Source organism: Paraglaciecola mesophila, assembly GCF_009906955.1.
In the GTDB taxonomy this organism is placed as follows: domain Bacteria; phylum Pseudomonadota; class Gammaproteobacteria; order Enterobacterales; family Alteromonadaceae; genus Paraglaciecola; species Paraglaciecola mesophila_A.
Map to the genome: position 1 here is coordinate 1,436,429 of NZ_CP047656.1, position 15,484 is coordinate 1,451,912.

At 45.3% G+C, this 15,484-nt stretch carries 13 protein-coding genes; 8 read left to right on the forward strand and 5 right to left on the reverse strand.

Annotated features, from left to right (window positions below; translation table 11 throughout):
• Positions 1 to 71: 71 nt before the first annotated feature.
• Positions 72 to 1,031 carry a LysR family transcriptional regulator gene (locus FX988_RS06180; protein WP_160178817.1) on the forward strand — a complete coding sequence of 320 codons (960 nt, stop codon included), beginning with the start codon at positions 72 to 74 and terminating at the stop codon, positions 1,029 to 1,031.
• Between the two features lie 48 nt (positions 1,032 to 1,079).
• Here the strand turns inward: FX988_RS06180 and fghA are convergent, their stop codons facing one another.
• The 3 genes from fghA to FX988_RS06195 form a co-directional block, all read right to left on the reverse strand.
• Entirely contained in the window at positions 1,080 to 1,922 is an 843-nt protein-coding gene (gene fghA, locus FX988_RS06185) for an S-formylglutathione hydrolase (RefSeq protein ID WP_160178818.1), read from the reverse strand.
• Between the two features lie 113 nt (positions 1,923 to 2,035).
• The gene (locus FX988_RS06190; RefSeq protein ID WP_160178819.1) at positions 2,036 to 3,160 is read right to left on the reverse strand and encodes an S-(hydroxymethyl)glutathione dehydrogenase/class III alcohol dehydrogenase; all 1,125 of its coding nucleotides are present in this window, start codon (positions 3,158 to 3,160) and stop codon (positions 2,036 to 2,038) included.
• A 139-nt stretch (positions 3,161 to 3,299) separates the two neighbouring features.
• Positions 3,300 to 3,626 (reverse strand): DMT family transporter, encoded by a 327-nt coding sequence (locus FX988_RS06195; RefSeq protein WP_160178820.1) that lies wholly within the window; start codon positions 3,624 to 3,626, stop codon positions 3,300 to 3,302.
• A 119-nt stretch (positions 3,627 to 3,745) separates the two neighbouring features.
• On the opposite strand from FX988_RS06195, the gene FX988_RS06200 reads away from it, so the two are divergent.
• The 3 genes from FX988_RS06200 (at position 3,746) to FX988_RS06210 (ending at position 6,909) form a co-directional block, all read left to right on the forward strand.
• A complete protein-coding gene (locus tag FX988_RS06200; RefSeq protein ID WP_160178821.1) occupies positions 3,746 to 4,612 on the forward strand; it encodes a LysR substrate-binding domain-containing protein in 867 nt (288 codons plus the stop codon).
• Positions 4,613 to 4,750: 138 nt separating this feature from the next.
• A complete protein-coding gene (locus FX988_RS06205) occupies positions 4,751 to 5,122 on the forward strand; it encodes a VOC family protein (protein ID WP_160178822.1) in 372 nt (123 codons plus the stop codon).
• A gap of 155 nt (positions 5,123 to 5,277) precedes the next feature.
• Entirely contained in the window at positions 5,278 to 6,909 is a 1,632-nt protein-coding gene (locus tag FX988_RS06210) for an FMN-binding glutamate synthase family protein (RefSeq protein WP_160178823.1), read from the forward strand.
• A gap of 59 nt (positions 6,910 to 6,968) precedes the next feature.
• Here FX988_RS06210 and FX988_RS06215 read toward each other — a convergent pair whose 3' ends face one another.
• Complete coding sequence (locus FX988_RS06215; RefSeq protein ID WP_160178824.1) at positions 6,969 to 8,195, reverse strand: threonine/serine ThrE exporter family protein; 1,227 nt, start codon at positions 8,193 to 8,195, stop codon at positions 6,969 to 6,971.
• 327 nt (positions 8,196 to 8,522) lie between these two features.
• On the opposite strand from FX988_RS06215, the gene FX988_RS06220 reads away from it, so the two are divergent.
• The 4 genes from FX988_RS06220 (at position 8,523) to FX988_RS06235 (ending at position 14,369) form a co-directional block, all read left to right on the forward strand.
• On the forward strand, positions 8,523 to 9,203 hold the full coding sequence (locus FX988_RS06220; protein WP_160178825.1) for an SDR family oxidoreductase: 681 nt from the start codon (positions 8,523 to 8,525) through the stop codon (positions 9,201 to 9,203).
• 98 nt (positions 9,204 to 9,301) lie between these two features.
• Complete coding sequence (locus tag FX988_RS06225) at positions 9,302 to 10,549, forward strand: cytochrome C (protein ID WP_254700734.1); 1,248 nt, start codon at positions 9,302 to 9,304, stop codon at positions 10,547 to 10,549.
• A 331-nt stretch (positions 10,550 to 10,880) separates the two neighbouring features.
• Positions 10,881 to 12,392: a hypothetical protein gene (locus FX988_RS06230; RefSeq protein WP_160178826.1), complete on the forward strand. Its 1,512-nt coding sequence runs from the start codon at positions 10,881 to 10,883 to the stop codon at positions 12,390 to 12,392.
• Positions 12,393 to 12,662: 270 nt separating this feature from the next.
• Positions 12,663 to 14,369: a DUF3466 family protein gene (locus FX988_RS06235; RefSeq protein WP_254700735.1), complete on the forward strand. Its 1,707-nt coding sequence runs from the start codon at positions 12,663 to 12,665 to the stop codon at positions 14,367 to 14,369.
• A 194-nt stretch (positions 14,370 to 14,563) separates the two neighbouring features.
• Here FX988_RS06235 and eutC read toward each other — a convergent pair whose 3' ends face one another.
• On the reverse strand, positions 14,564 to 15,484 hold the full coding sequence (gene eutC, locus FX988_RS06240) for an ethanolamine ammonia-lyase subunit EutC (RefSeq protein WP_160178827.1): 921 nt from the start codon (positions 15,482 to 15,484) through the stop codon (positions 14,564 to 14,566).

A 15,484-nucleotide genomic window follows, 5' to 3' on the forward strand; every position in this document is an offset into this window, starting at 1 on the left:
ACTTTCGCGAAAACGTGGATAATAGCCAAAACACACCATAGTAGTTCAATGCCGATACACAAGAAACCGAAATGAAAATTGCTGATTTACATGTACTACTAAAAGTCGCCGAGCTTCACTCTATTACCGCTGCGGCCAACCAATTAGATATGAGCTCATCAGCGGCCAGCGTGTCGCTAAAGCGCATTGAACAGGAACTGGGCGCGCAATTATTTGTGCGTACCACTAGGCAACTACGCCTGACAACTGAAGGTGAACGCTATTTACCCCTTTGTCAGCAGGCGTTAGATTTGCTGCAGCAAGGTCAGGTATTAATTAACGAAGAGCAGCATTCAATCACAGGGGAAGTCCGTATGGCCGTTTCATCAGAAATGGGCCGAAATTTAATGCGTGTTTTGCTTAACAATATTATGCGTAAACATAAGACGATGAAATTACGCCTGCACGCAAGTGATAGTCGCGCCGATTTTTATCGTGACGGTGTTGATGTAGCCTTGCGTGCTATCACTAAAGATGCAACAAAAGATCTCAACTTATACGGCTTTAAAATATGCAATATCCCCCATGTGCTTTGCGCTGCCCCCACCTATATTGCAAGGCATGGTGAGCCGCAAATGCCCGACGAGCTCCCCCAACACAACGCCCTGCTTTATAAGCTCTATGAGGTAGTGCATGACGGCTGGGAGCTTTATCAAGACGACCAGCAGTATAAAATCAAAATGAATAGCGACCGCGCTGTGAACGATGGCGATATCGTCAGGCGCTGGTGTGTTGACGGCGAAGGCATTGCCAAAAAATCAGCCATTGATGTGGCCCAAGATTTATTAGCAGGTCGGCTAAAGCGCTTAATGCCTGAGTATAAAATCCCATTAACAGAAATGTGGTTAGTACTGCCCAGTCGCCAGCTAATATCACCTGCTATTCGCCTTATTCGGGATGAATTAAAACAACACATCAACGAGTTGCGAGCTCAACTTATCACCAACAAACTTTTAACCGAAGATGAATGGCCACAAGCAGAGGAAAACTAATGGCAATTCCCTAACAATTCAGGCGTCAATAGAACAAGTGATAACCGTTTACACCTTACTCAAATACTCAGCGTGAAAGCGTAAATGTCCTTCTATAAAACTACTGATAAAGTAGTAACTGTGATCGTAGCCTTCATACAAATTCAGCGCTAGTGGGTAACCGCTAGCATGTGCTGCGCTTTGTAACGCTTCGGGCTTCAACTGCTCAGTTAAAAAATCATCAGACGCCCCTTGGTCAACCAAAGCAGGTACAAACTGCGTGGCAGCGCGCATGAGCTCGCTAGCATCGTATTCACGCCATGTCGCTCTGTCTTTACCCAAATACGCGCTAAACGCTTTTTCACCCCAAGGGCAATTCAAGGGATTGCTGATCGGGCTAAATGCCGACACAGATGTGTAACGCTCAGGGTTACGCATGGCAATAGTAAGCGCTCCATGGCCTCCCATTGAATGACCGGCAATGGCACGTTTATCCGACACGGGAAATGTCGCTTCAACTAACTGCGGCAACTCATTCACCACATAATCATACATTTGGTAATGACGCTCCCAAGGCGCTTGAGTCGCATTCACGTAAAAACCCGCACCTTTGCCCAAGTCATAGCCTTCGTCATCTGCTACGTCGTCTCCGCGAGGGCTGGTATCAGGGGCGACAATGGCGATGCCTAATTCGGCCGCAATGCGCTGTGCACCGGCTTTGTGCATGAAGTTTTCATCGGTGCAGGTCAAGCCTGACAACCAATATAAAACGGGTACGTTACTACCGTTTGAAATGTGCGGCGGTAGATAAATCGCGAAGCGCATGGTGCAATTAAGCGTTTTTGATTGGTGACTATATTGTTTATGCCAACCACCAAAGCTTTTGTTTACAGAGAGATTTTCAATTGTCATATACTCACCTAACACTCATTTAGAAGCCGATGTGACTTCATCGTTCTATCATTAAAACAGCAAAAATATGGACTGCTTGCCCAGGGGCAAACAGCCATAGCGAAAATTTACGTTTAGAAGTGAATAACGCTGCGAATACTTTCACCTTTGTGCATCAAATCGAAAGATTCATTGATGTCTTCAAGGCCCATGGTATGAGTAATGAAATCACTTAGCTTGAATTCACCTTGTAGGTAACGCTCTACGTAGTCTGGCAATTCAGAGCGACCTTTCACCCCACCAAATGCGGAGCCGCGCCATACGCGACCTGTGACTAATTGGAACGGACGTGTTGCTATTTCTTGACCCGCACCAGCCACACCAATGATCACAGACTCGCCCCAACCTTTGTGGCAACACTCAAGCGCTGAACGCATTAGGTTGACATTACCGATACACTCAAATGAGTAATCAACGCCGCCATCGGTTAGCTCAACAATCACATCTTGGATGGGCTTGTCGTAGTCTTTAGGGTTGATAAAGTCAGTTGCACCCAATTTTTTCGCCAATTCGAATTTACTTTCGTTAATGTCGATCGCAATAATGCGACTGGCTTTGGCCATGGTTGCCCCAATCACAGCAGATAAACCAATACCACCTAAACCAAAGATGGCCACAGTCGCGCCCTCTTCTACTTTAGCGGTATTCATTACTGCGCCCATGCCTGTGGTCACGCCACAGCCGAGTAAGCACACTTCTTCTAAGGGAGCTTCTTTGTTGACTTTTGCTAATGAGATTTCAGGTAGAACCGTATATTCAGAAAACGTTGAACAACCCATGTAGTGAAAAATAGGCTGACCGTCTTTGTAAAAACGCGTGGTGCCGTCTGGCATTAAGCCTTTACCTTGGGTTTCACGAATTTTTTGGCACAAGTTGGTTTTACCAGACAAACAGAACTTACATTCACCGCACTCAGGGGTATAAAGGGGAATAACATGATCGCCAACCGACACGCTGGTTACGGCCTCCCCTACTTGTTCAACAATACCGCCCCCTTCGTGGCCCAGAATGACTGGGAAAATCCCCTCAGGATCGTCACCAGACAAGGTAAATGCGTCTGTGTGACACACACCAGAAGCAATCACTTTAATCAGTACTTCTCCCTTACGTGGCAGCATCACGTCTACTTCTTCAATAGACAATGGCTGCTTAGGTCCCCACGCAATAGCGGCTTTAGATTTAATAAATTGATCTGTCATTATGATCCTCACTTTTAGTTAATTAATCGGTTACGTAAATTGGTTTGCACTACATTGCGTCATGAGTATTGAAATGGTCGTTTGATAAATGCCTTACATGGGTTTTAATCACGCTCTTTTGCTTGAAAACGAACCAGACTTAATGGCTATGACCTTGCGATAAATTGATCATCGCCACACCAATGGCGACAAAAGCCATACCAAACCAAGTGGTTAGGTCTAGGTGTTGGCGGTAAATCAGGGTAGACAATAACGTTACCGTCACAATCGCTAGCCCCGCCCACAGCGCATGTACTATGCCGATGGGCATGCCTTTCATTGCTTGACCTAAAAAGACAAAAGCTGCCAAATGCCCCATTAGCACCAAGGCGCTAGGGATAACTTTGGTAAAGCCATTTGTCTCCTTTAACGCCACGTGGGACATGGCCTCTGCAACCACACCTAGTATTAAAAATAACCAACTCATGTTTGTTTCCCATATTGTGCTTGAACGCGCTGTGCTATGTATGCAGAGCATTATATTTATTTCCTATGGAATGATAATATGCCATTTATGCAAATTACTTTTACTCACAGGTAACAATCATGCAGTGGGAAGGAATTAACGAATTCGTATACGTGGCTGAAACAGAAAGTTTTACCAAAGCATCAAAAAACTTGGCGATTTCTACCGCCCAAGTCAGTCGCCAAATTAGCGCACTTGAAACTCGGCTAAATGTGAAACTGTTTTATCGCACCACTCGCAAGGTGTCTTTGACCGAAGAAGGTCGCCTTTTTTATCAACATTGCCGTAGTGTGCTTGACGGCCTTGAAGCCGCAGAACGGGCTATCACCAATTTACAATCTACACCCCAAGGTACGATTCGCCTCACCGCCCCAGTCACTTATGGTGAGCAACAAATATTGCCTTTAGTGAATGATTTTATGCTGCTATATCCTGACGTAGAGGTGACTGCATATTTAAGTAACCAGAAAATAGACCTAGTAGAGCAAGGGTACGATCTGGCCATTCGCCTTGGTAAATTAAGCGATTCCTCCATGATGGCAAGAAAGCTCGCAACCCGCACCAACTCAGTGTGTGCCTCCCCTGCGTACTTGGAAAAATACGGCTTTCCGCATTCTCTATCAGAGCTAAATAAACACAGCTGTTTGCTAGGCACGCTAGATTATTGGCACTTTCGTGACGACGACAAAGCGCGCAATATCCGCGTGAAAGGCAAGCTAAGGTACAACAGTGGGTTTAGCTTGGTCGATGCTGCGCTCAAAGGGTTAGGTATAGTGCAACTGCCTGATTATTACGTGCAGGAACACATAAAAAGGGGGGCATTAGTGAGCCTGCTTGAAAACTATAGCGAATCAGAGGAAGGAATTTGGGCAATTTACCCGCGTAATAGGCACTTATCACCTAAAATTCGTTCACTGGTCGATTACTTGGCTAAGCATCTGGTTTAGCCGACAAGTATCTTCAACTCACGACTACCCTTTGCGTGAACTGATCTTGAATGCTAGCGTTAAAGTACACAAAGCATGCTGATACTCGTGCACATTAGCATTCGTGCATGCTAGCGAAACAGAATTCAGGAGAACATCATGGAACTGGGTGCATTTTCAATTAGCTTAAGCGTTAACGACATAGACGTATCTAGAGCCTTTTACCAAAAACTAGGCTTTAGGGTGGTAGGAGGCGATCAAAAACAAGGTTGGTTAATCCTAAGAAACAGCAGTCAAACCATTGGTTTGTTTCAAGGTATGTTTGAAAAAAACATGCTGACGTTCAACCCAGGTTGGGACAATCACGGTAATTCCACAGAAACCTTCACTGATGTGCGTAAGATCCAGCAATCATTAAAAAGCAAGGGCATTGATTTTGTAAGCGAAGTCGATGAAAACACCAGTGGCCCAGGAAGTTTTATGATGCAAGATCCTGACGGTAATCCAATATTGATTGACCAACATAGATAACACGATGTTCACGGTCAGTGCTCAAGTGATTGAAAAGTATCGAAACACAACCCATTAGACTTTTCAGCCTTAATTGAGATACTTGAACTATGTAGGCCCTTACATGGGTCTAATAAATATGAATATTTCTTAATCACCAACAATAGTGAGTCACAATGGAAACAAAACTGGCAAAAATTGCCATACGCTCAGCGGTAGTCATTCTTCTTCTGAGTTTAATTTGGCTACCCGCACTTTGGCTGTTTGTCTTACTTATCCCTATCGTTGCACTTGGCTATTACGATTATCATCAAACACGGCACAGCATTTTACGTAACTTTCCTGTTGTGGGTCATGGCCGTTGGATAATGGAACGTATTCGTCCATTTGTGCGCCAGTATTTTTTCGAATCCGAAACTGATGGCACGCCTATTACGCGCATGTTCCGTTCCTTGATTTACCAGCGAGCCAAAGGCAGTTTAGACTCAAATCCCTATGGGACGAAATTCGACACCCAAAAAGTCGGTTATGAGTGGATTGGCCATTCAATGGCAGCCAAACATCATGATAGTAAACACCCAGCCCCGCGCATTACCGTGGGCGGTCCAGATTGCACTCAGCCATACGAAGCCAGTATTTTTAATATTTCCGCGATGAGCTTCGGTGCATTAAGTGATAACGCTATTCGCGCATTGAATAAAGGCGCAGCCATAGGCGGCTTTTACCACAATACGGGTGAAGGCAGCGTCAGCGATTACCATTTAGAAAACGGCGGTGACATCGTGTGGCAAATTGGCACGGGCTATTTTGGCTGTCGTGATAAAGACGGTCATTTCGCCCCAGAAGCCTTTCAAAAAATTGCCCACAAAGATGTGGTCAAAATGATCGAAATCAAACTTAGTCAAGGAGCAAAACCCGGCCACGGCGGCTTATTACCTGCTGATAAAAACACCAATGAGATTGCCAGAATACGCTTGGTTGAGCCTGGCACACAAGTGGATTCCCCCCCCTCTCACAGCGCGTTTGATACTCCCATTGAAATGATGCAGTTTGTTAAGCAGTTGCGCGAGTTGTCCGGTGGCAAACCAGTGGGCTTCAAGCTGTGTATTGGTCGAGCGAGTGAGTTTGTGGCCGTGTGTAAAGCCATGGTCGAAACAGGCATCAAGCCTGATTTTATCACCGTCGATGGGGGTGAAGGTGGCACAGGGGCCGCTCCCCTTGAGTTCTCAAACTCCGTGGGCATGCCACTGCGAGAAGCCCTCTCTTTTGTTTGTGACATACTGGTTGGTTTTGACTTAAAAAAAGACATTCGGGTGATTGCCAGCGGTAAAACCTTCAGTGGTTTTCATTTAGTGAAGAACCTCGCGCTAGGGGCAGATATGTGTAATAGCGCCAGAGGCATGATGGTTGCTCTAGGTTGCGTGCAATCATTGGAATGTAACACCAACAAGTGCCCTACAGGCATTGCCACGCAGGATCCTAAATTAGCCAGAGGCTTAGTCGTACCAGATAAAGCCGAGCGAGTAGCGCGCTACCACAAAGCCACGGTAAATTCCGCATTAGAAATTATCGCCTCAGCGGGCCTGCGCAGCACAGAAGATCTTAATCGCTCGCATATTTTCCGCCGGGTAAGTCAAACCGAAGTGCGCCGTTTTGACGAGATATATCAAAGCCCCACGCCAGGCAGCTTTTTTGATGATGAAAAACCCACTAAGTTCGCCCAAGCGCTTGAAGAGTCTTGCTCAGACAGTTTTTATCCAAAACGCTATATGGCAGAAACAAATGAAGGCTTAAAAGAAGTGAGTTAATCTTCACTGGCTGCAACACCAGACTTTTATTAAACCACCAAAAGGCGCTTAGACTATTGCTAAAGCGCCTTTTTTGTGGGCATAACAACATTGGCGAAAATAAGCCCTGCGATCAGCGACATAAATATCAAAAAGGTTTCTTGCCCTATATGCTCGGCCTGCACAAAATCTTGGCCAGATACAAAAGAGTTCAAACCAATGTAGGTTTTTGAGCCTGGTACCAACACAATCAACCCCTGCATACTCACTAATGACGCGGGAGCATGGGCAATTCGAGTGAATAAATTAGCGTAAATACCAAGGGCAAAAGCGCCAACGAAGGTACTCAAGCCTTGATCAATATAACTTGCACTCCATACTGTCGCGCCATAAGCAATAAAGCCCGACAGTAGCGCCCAAGGGATGTGCTTAAATCGTGTTCTGAAAATCACCACCAAGGCCAAGCACAACATTAAAATAGCAAACCAGCGTGACCATTCAGGTAAAGATTGCGCCACTTGAGATTCATTCGGGCCAAATAAACCAAAGCCAATGCTGATCCCCAAAAACGCACCAAAGTAGAGTTTGAATAGTTGCATGACTGCATCCATGATGCGAGCGGTTCCGGAGACCAAATTGCGCGTCGATAACTCGGCTAAGCCCATGGTTAGGGCTAAGCCTGGCACAAGAATAATTACCGATGAAAGTACCACCAGCGGAATATTGATCCCGTGATCAAAGTAAAAACTGATGGCACAAGCAATAAGGCCTGCCACCAAAGAAGCTGCGGGCTCTAACATTAGGGTTACTCGGCGAGAAATTTGCGACCATAACACCAAAAAGTACACGACTAAGCCAATGAGTGATGTCCACAATATTTCCTGCCAACTGGCCCCCATCAACATGGCAAATGCACCTGTGGCACCACAAAACCCTAAACCTGTCAGTATTTTGCCGTAGGGACTTGGCATTTTATTAATTACATCAAGTTGATGATCAGCTTCTTCTAACCCAACTTCGCCAGCGAGCAAGCGCGTCGCCAGTTCATCCGTTCGCGAAAGCGCATTCATGTCATAGTCGCCTGGTTGCACACGGACAGAATGGTTGTATTCGTCTTCACGTCTGTCACTCCAAATAACAAACGTTAACGCTGTCGGTGTTGCAATAAAGGACGCGCGCACACCTAAATAGGTCGCGAGCTCGGTTAAATAAGCTTCTAAGCGAAATGCAGGTGTACCGTACTTGTGCAACATAATGCCCAGTTTCACGATAAATTTTCGAATTTGAATAAACTCTGCAGTGTTCACTTAGCGCCCTCCTTTTGATATTTAATAAAATAATGTAAATGGTATTGAGTCAAATACCTTGAATTCACGGCTCTGACTAAATTTTCGCGGATTCTAGTGACAATACCACTGATTAACAACGCACATTTTTTACTCAATCGCATTAGGTAAACTAATCCAATTACGTGAATTACTGTATAGAGCGTATTGATTGCTTGCCACCTATTGGTCCCGTTTATCAGAATGACGAAATTAGCTAGTTGAATTTAACCAAATAAGCATCAGCTCTAGTATAAGCGAGTAGTTAATGACCTGATCATCAATTCCACATCACGAGGAGAAAGTATTATGGCGAAAGAAAAAGTCGTACTCATTACCGGTGCTTCTAGCGGCATTGGGGCAATGACCGCGAAGATCCTAGTTCAGAACGGTCACAAAGTAATATTAACGGCCAGAAGAAAAGAAAAGTTAGACGAATTAGTGGACTATTTGGGGGAAGAGCACGCTGTTGCAGTCCAAGCAGACGCGACCCAAATGAATGAACTGACACAAGTTGTGCAAGTAGGACTTAAAAAATTCGGCCGCTTAGATGTTGCGTTTGCCAATGCAGGCATGGGAGTTTCCAGCGCGGGTGTTGAGAAAGGTGAACCTGAACAATGGGATAAAATGATCCAAATAAACATCAACGCGCTGCTTTACACCGCTAAAGTAACCTTGCCCCACTTACGTGAATCCGTTGGTCAGTTTATTATTACCAGTTCAGCTGCCGGGCGGCGCCCTATAAAAGGCTCTGTGTATGGCGCCACCAAATGGTTTGCCTATGGGTTTGGTCAAAACCTAGTAGAAGAAATGCAAGAGTGGGGCGGGCGCTGCACGACGATTGCACCTGGTATGGTCAACACACCGTTTTTTGATGAAGCAAAGCCAGATAAGTTATCCCCTGTCGATGTTGCAGACGCAGTACTGTTCGCCATTGAAGCTGACGAACGAAACTGTGTAAGAGAGATATTTTTAATGCCGACCAAATAAGGTAGGCTATAAAAAGTTCAATAAATAACCACTTGATGGCAACTGATAAACAGCTTAGAAGCGCTACGTGGTTGTGTATTTTTCGTTTGGGAGGAAGCATGAAACACATAGCAAGCTCTGCATTACATTTGGCGGCAACCTGCCTTAGCTCCACGGTTTTATTCGCACAACCACTTCCAGAAAGTGAGGAAAAACAGCTGGTTGAAGCTCATTGTAATACCTGCCATGCAAGTAATCGCATTTCATCTAGCCTAGGTTATAGTCAACCGGACTGGCAGGCTTTAATTGCCACCATGGTCAATTTAGATGGCAATCCGAACCGCGAAAAAATCACCGCCTATTTAGCCGAGCACTTCCCTCCATCAACGCGGCGCAGCCCGCAACTGCCCCAAGGTGATATCAGGGTGAACTTTAAAGAATGGGTAGTTCCTACGCTTGGGCAACGCGCTCGAGATCCAATAGAAGCCCCTGATGGGCGTATTTGGTGGGCTGGTCAGTGGGGCAATATTATCGGCAGAATTGATCCACAAACAGGTGAAATGCGCGAGTATTCCTTGCCTGCAGGGGCGAAGCCTCATTCAGTGACTCACGATAGCCAAGGTAATATTTGGTATACAGGCAATAAAAACGGCACGGTAGGTATGCTCAATCCTGAGACAGGTAAAATCACCGAGTACAAAATGCCCGCCCCCAATGCGAAAGACCCACACACTGCCATATTTGATAGCAAGGGAATACTGTGGTTCACCTTACAGCACAGCAATATGATTGGCCGACTTAACCCGCAAACAGAAGAGATAAAATTAGTCACAATGCCGACAGAAGACGCTCGACCGTATGGCATTAAAATCGATAAAAATGGTACGCCTTGGGTGGCGTGTAATGGCAGTAACTGTTTGGTCAAAGTCGAACCAAACTCTATGACACTACGTGAGTACCCACTTCCTAACAAAAACACCACAGTTAGACGCTTAGATATCGCAGACGACGGCATGATTTGGTACGTCAACTCAGGCCAAGGCCGCTTAGGGCGTTTTAACCCACAAACAGGTGAAGTGAAAGAATGGCCCTCCCCCAGCGGGGCGAACTCTCATCCTTACGCGATTGCTGTGATAGGCGATGCTGTTTGGTATAACGAGTCGGGCATGCGCCCAGACGCTTTAGTGCGTTTCGATCGTAAAACTGAAGCATTCCAGAGTTGGCCAATACCCACAGGAGCAGGAAACAAGCAAATCTACGCAGGCATAGTGCGTCATATGCGCCCAACTCGAGACGGTAACTTGCTCATCCACCAAAGCGCGACTAATCGCATTATTTTGGTCAAACCTGAAGGCGAAAAGAAGTAACTTCGCTATTTGGCGGCTCGTCCGAGCCGCTCATTTTTATAAGATCTGCACCTAATCTATCTGCAATACCTTAGCGCAAAACAAACATGTTTCATCGAGGGGCAATGTTTACCTTACCTGCTAAAACTGTCTGTTTCGTTCAAATTTTCCGCATTTTTTTGTCTTTGTTTGTATAGAAATGTCAGTGATTGCCAAGAAAGGTAAAGATTACGTAAAGCCCCTCATAGGCGATGAACTTAACGTTTTATCCTTACGTCACAATGGCAAATAAACAACAGCCTTGGGTGAATTATGTCCGCTATTCACTCAAGAAAATAAATCTGGAGATACAATGAAGTTAAGCAACACGACGTCGTCGATAATTCGCTCCCCCGCCCTGTATTTGGGCTTAGCGATATTGTCCCTTACTGGCTGTGGTTCAAGTGACGATGACAACACCGGATATATCCGCTTTTACAACGCCTCATATAATGCACCGGCTGTGTATCTCACCGTTGACGAAGACCTAGATGAAGATGACGACGATGAAGTTGAAATCACCTACGGTGCCGTTACCTTTGGCAATGTGACATCTAACAATGCGCTAGACAATGATACCTACTGGGTAGAGCTAGGATGGCAAGACGAAGATAGCAGCGAACGCAGCGATCTTGAGGTGATTTACCAAGAGCAACATCAAATCCGAAACGAGGTCATTACGTTTGTCGCACTCACAGACGATATTCGTTCACCTAATGTACTGACGTTCGACATTCCAGTGGTAGATGACGATGATGATGATGACGATGACTTGTTTAACGTTCGCTTTCTAAACCTCAATACTGACTATTCAACCGTTGACGTGTATATCTCTGAAGATAACGAAACGTTCAATGAAGCAGAGTTTGTGTCGAGTGTTGAGCTAAATAGCCTGACCGACAATATTAAAATCGAGCAAGATCAGTATATTTTTTACATCACTGAGCCCGGTGGCAGCGAGCCTATCTTTACCTCAGAAGATATTTCTTACTCAGTCGTAAGCCAATATGTTGTGGTACTTCGTGACAACGTAGGTGTTGGTAGCTCGCCATTCACCATCGACAGCATAGGGGTGAACAGCGTGACAGAGTTAAACGATGTCGATTCTGAAGCCTCATTCGGATTTTACAACGGTATTGCTACAAACCAATATATACCTGACTACACCGGCGTAGTTGATTTGAGCGTTGACCTAGATGACGACAGCGATTTGATGGTTGATGACCTTAGTTACGGTCAGTTTAGCGAAACGGTAACCACTGCCAATGGTGATTATTCGTTCGATATATTAAACGCTAGCAACGATGAACTCTTTATCCATGACGCGTTATTGAGTCTGCAGGAAAACGCTGACAACATCGTTTTCTTATACTCAAAAACCGACCCTGTCGATGATGATGAAGATGATGTAATTGATGAAAACGAAGACGGCATTGTTGATAACTACGAGTCAATCATCAAATCATTGACTATCACTAAGAGCAGCAGCTCAAGTATTTATAGCCACGGTATCAAGGTGGTCAACTTAAGCGACTCAGATGATTTCAGCCGCGTTAAATTCTACTTTGTTGAAAATGATGAAGTGATTTCAACCGCTGACAATACCTTATCTGTACTGCAAGAAAGTAACAGCTCAATCACGCTTATCAATAACACCTATGACGTGTATGCCATCGCTACTATTGAAGGCAGCGATATTATCATGGACAGCTTTCAGCTGACGTTAGACGAAGACAGCGTTGAGCAGTTCTTGATTTTTGCTCCTGATGACAGCGCATCTACTGGGTTCAGCATGACCTTAGTGAATCAAAACCAAGTTAACTAACTAGGTTTAACACTGTGGCGTCAAGGTACGGCTCGCTCTACTTTGACGCAGATTCACTTGCCTTAGGCAACCCAAGACTCACATTAGCCGATATCTATTTCATTCGTTGTGAAACGCTCCGTGCTTTATCACAGTTAAAACCGCTGTGCCTAAATCTCAGGAAAGCAAGTGTACAAGCCTGATAAAACGATAACGCTAACAGAGCCAGACATTTAGTTTTGAGCAGAGGTCGTTATGACACATGCACCGCAACAACCAATGAAAAAAGCCATGAAAACAACTATGAAACAAACACGAATAGCAGCACTTTTATCCAGCGCTTTTTTATCAATTCCTGCTGCATTTGGCGCTCAGTATCAAGTCGTTGAGCTACCTGTAGCCGAATTAGGTGTAGACTCTTACCCAACTGCCATCAACAGTATTGGTGAAATTACAGTTAACCTTTCCTCTCAATTTAATCCTGTGATTGATGTTTCTCTGCTCAACTTCGACTCGGCTACTCTGATCTCTGGGCTCACAAACTTAGAAAATGCACGCTCTGGCGACTTCAACACCGCTGACTACGAATTTTTGTACAGCTATATTACTTCTAATGCTGAAAGTCAGTTTTTTCAGCAAATTGCCAGTTTAAATAGCTATGTCGCCTCGGAAGATACCAGTATATTACTGCATGGTTTTGACACCATTGATAATGATACCGATGACTACCGTAACAGCGCTACCACCACAGTGCGTGGCATAAATGACTTTGGCTACTCGGTAGGGGTGAGTTACGACGGTTTTTATAAACTTGAGTATGTCACGGAAGATATCGAAGACATTACGTATGTACTGAACGATTTCTATGCTCGTGCATTTGCTCAAATAGAAGACGATGTCGTAGAACTGCCCCCACCGGAGGACACCATAGGTGGCTACAGTGAAGCCTACGACATAAACGAATTGAACCAAGTCGTGGGTATTGGCACCACGGAACTTGTATCAACGACGTTGCAGGACAGCATTGACGATTGCGCTGATGAAAGTGTACGAGGTGATATACCCGAGGCCTCGTGCTTGCGCAGCCTTAGCATCAGTACGTTTGCCAGTTTAGATACCGTGTTTCAACAAAGAGGCGTTATCTGGCAATTGGACGATGGTAACGTAGCGAATACCTACACCTTGCCCATGCTTATTGAACCAGACGATGATGACACCACGATTTACAGCAGCACAGCGGTGGCAATCAATGATTTAGGTATTGCCGTGGGCACGTCACCTGCCTATTACCAAAATACCGACACGCTGACCTCGGCAGCCGTCATCTATGATAACGACAATGCTTACACCATTAGCGAAGACAATGACGAAGAATATGATATCTTCGCCAGCTATGCCACGGACATCAACAACAACGATTTAGTCGTAGGTTATGCCACCAAAAGTATATTGGGCTCTACGCCTAATAAGTTTTTCGTGTATGACTACGACTCGGGCATAATCGATTACCCAGATGATTTTTTTGACAGTGCATCTACTGTTCCCACTGCCATAAACGACGACAACATGGTGGTGGGCTTTACCGAATTTGAAGAAACCAGTTCAGGGGTTCGCCGTGTAGAAGGCTTTGTTTACGATTATCGCAACGATATTTTCTCAAGCTTGAATGATTTAATCGAGTGCAATAGTCCGTATACCATTGCCCAAGCTAATGGCATCAATGAGAATGGCGAAATCATTGCCACTGCTACTGTGTCCAGTGTCAACAAAGACATCACTGGCGAAATAGAACTAGACGAATACGACGCTCAATCTTTTAGTACGCACGTTGTAGCGGTTAAATTAGTGCCTATTCCAGGTGGCTCAATTGATAACTGCGAGGCATACGAAGAAGAATATGAACGTCAGGGTGCAGGTGTTTTTTGGATGTTGTTCATTGGATTATTTGGCTTAGCACGCTTTGTGCCTTCTCGTGCTATAAAGCCTGTCGCGTCTTAATTACGCGCTCACGCATAAAAAACATAAAGCGCTAAGATTGGCTTGTCGCTCTTTAAATCTATCGGGTCGTACTCTTAAACGGCCCGTTTTTCGTTCATCTACAATGGGGCTCACTTAGTAAAAGTGCGCTTGGAGGCTGCTATGCCCTATCCATTTTCTCTTTTACATTTCACTCATTTTGCTACAAGATCGCGCTAGCTCGGCTTCGTCAGAAAACTTCGTTTAGGCAACCCTCCTTGCGTAAGAACGTCACGTGAGGTGTAATCAGAATGATCTTTAAGTTGTATACCCGAGCGCTTTATACGCCTTGCTTGGGTTAATAAATACATAGCTCTTTGAGCAGCATCATCAAAACCCAATCCCGCGGGGCGTATATTCGAAATACAGTTACGCTGCGAATCATTTACACCTACTTTTGGGTCCCATGTAAAATACACGCCTAAGCTATCTGGCGAACTCAATCCCGGACGCTCACCAATTAACAGCAGTACCGCTTTTGCGTTTAAAGACTCTCCCACTTCGTCACCGATGGCAACCCGGCCTTGCTCGATGATGGTTAATGGCGCCAATCTCGCAGGTCGTTTTTCGTTATGTATACGCGCTATGAACTGCTTCAAAAACGGCACAGCATTGTGCTGAACCGCTAACGACGAAAGCCCATCAGCGACCACAATAGCCAAATCATATTCAGGTTCGCTATCGCCCTCTTGCTGCGTCATAAAGTTGAGCAAGCTGTTTCTAGACGCACCGTTTAACTTTCGTCCTAAGTCAGGGCGTTGTAAAAAGCTTGTTCGGTCAAAGGCTTGGCTATGCAGCACTATAGGCGAATGAGGAAAATCGACGGTAAATTCCCCCAGTTGCTGCTGTAACTGCTGACTCAGCAATTCAGTGTCTAATCTGAGTTTCACCGCATCGCGCGCTTTAGCATGGGAAAGCTGAAAACCTAGCATGGCTGATGTTGGCAAACTGATACCCGCCCGCCCGAGACCAATGCGTGCATCTGTGTAACGTCGTAACGTTTGCCATGGGTTGTCCACTACACTACCGTTTTTTATGTGCCCGAGGCGCTCGCCAGTGCGCTTACTGATAGTTTGGCTATCGAGCTGTTTTTTCAT

Excerpts from the sequence above, each read along its gene's own strand:
- FX988_RS06180 (WP_160178817.1), top strand. The coding sequence starts at position 72 with ATGAAAATTGCTGATTTACATGTACTACTAAAAGTCGCCGAGCTTCAC.
- fghA (WP_160178818.1), bottom strand. The coding sequence starts at position 1,922 with ATGACAATTGAAAATCTCTCTGTAAACAAAAGCTTTGGTGGTTGGCAT.
- FX988_RS06190 (WP_160178819.1), bottom strand. The coding sequence starts at position 3,160 with ATGACAGATCAATTTATTAAATCTAAAGCCGCTATTGCGTGGGGACCT.
- FX988_RS06195 (WP_160178820.1), bottom strand. The coding sequence starts at position 3,626 with ATGAGTTGGTTATTTTTAATACTAGGTGTGGTTGCAGAGGCCATGTCC.
- FX988_RS06200 (WP_160178821.1), top strand. The coding sequence starts at position 3,746 with ATGCAGTGGGAAGGAATTAACGAATTCGTATACGTGGCTGAAACAGAA.
- FX988_RS06205 (WP_160178822.1), top strand. The coding sequence starts at position 4,751 with ATGGAACTGGGTGCATTTTCAATTAGCTTAAGCGTTAACGACATAGAC.
- FX988_RS06210 (WP_160178823.1), top strand. The coding sequence starts at position 5,278 with ATGGAAACAAAACTGGCAAAAATTGCCATACGCTCAGCGGTAGTCATT.
- FX988_RS06220 (WP_160178825.1), top strand. The coding sequence starts at position 8,523 with ATGGCGAAAGAAAAAGTCGTACTCATTACCGGTGCTTCTAGCGGCATT.
- FX988_RS06225 (WP_254700734.1), top strand. The coding sequence starts at position 9,302 with ATGAAACACATAGCAAGCTCTGCATTACATTTGGCGGCAACCTGCCTT.
- FX988_RS06230 (WP_160178826.1), top strand. The coding sequence starts at position 10,881 with ATGAAGTTAAGCAACACGACGTCGTCGATAATTCGCTCCCCCGCCCTG.
- FX988_RS06235 (WP_254700735.1), top strand. The coding sequence starts at position 12,663 with ATGAAAACAACTATGAAACAAACACGAATAGCAGCACTTTTATCCAGC.
- eutC (WP_160178827.1), bottom strand. The coding sequence starts at position 15,484 with ATGAAAAAACAGCTCGATAGCCAAACTATCAGTAAGCGCACTGGCGAG.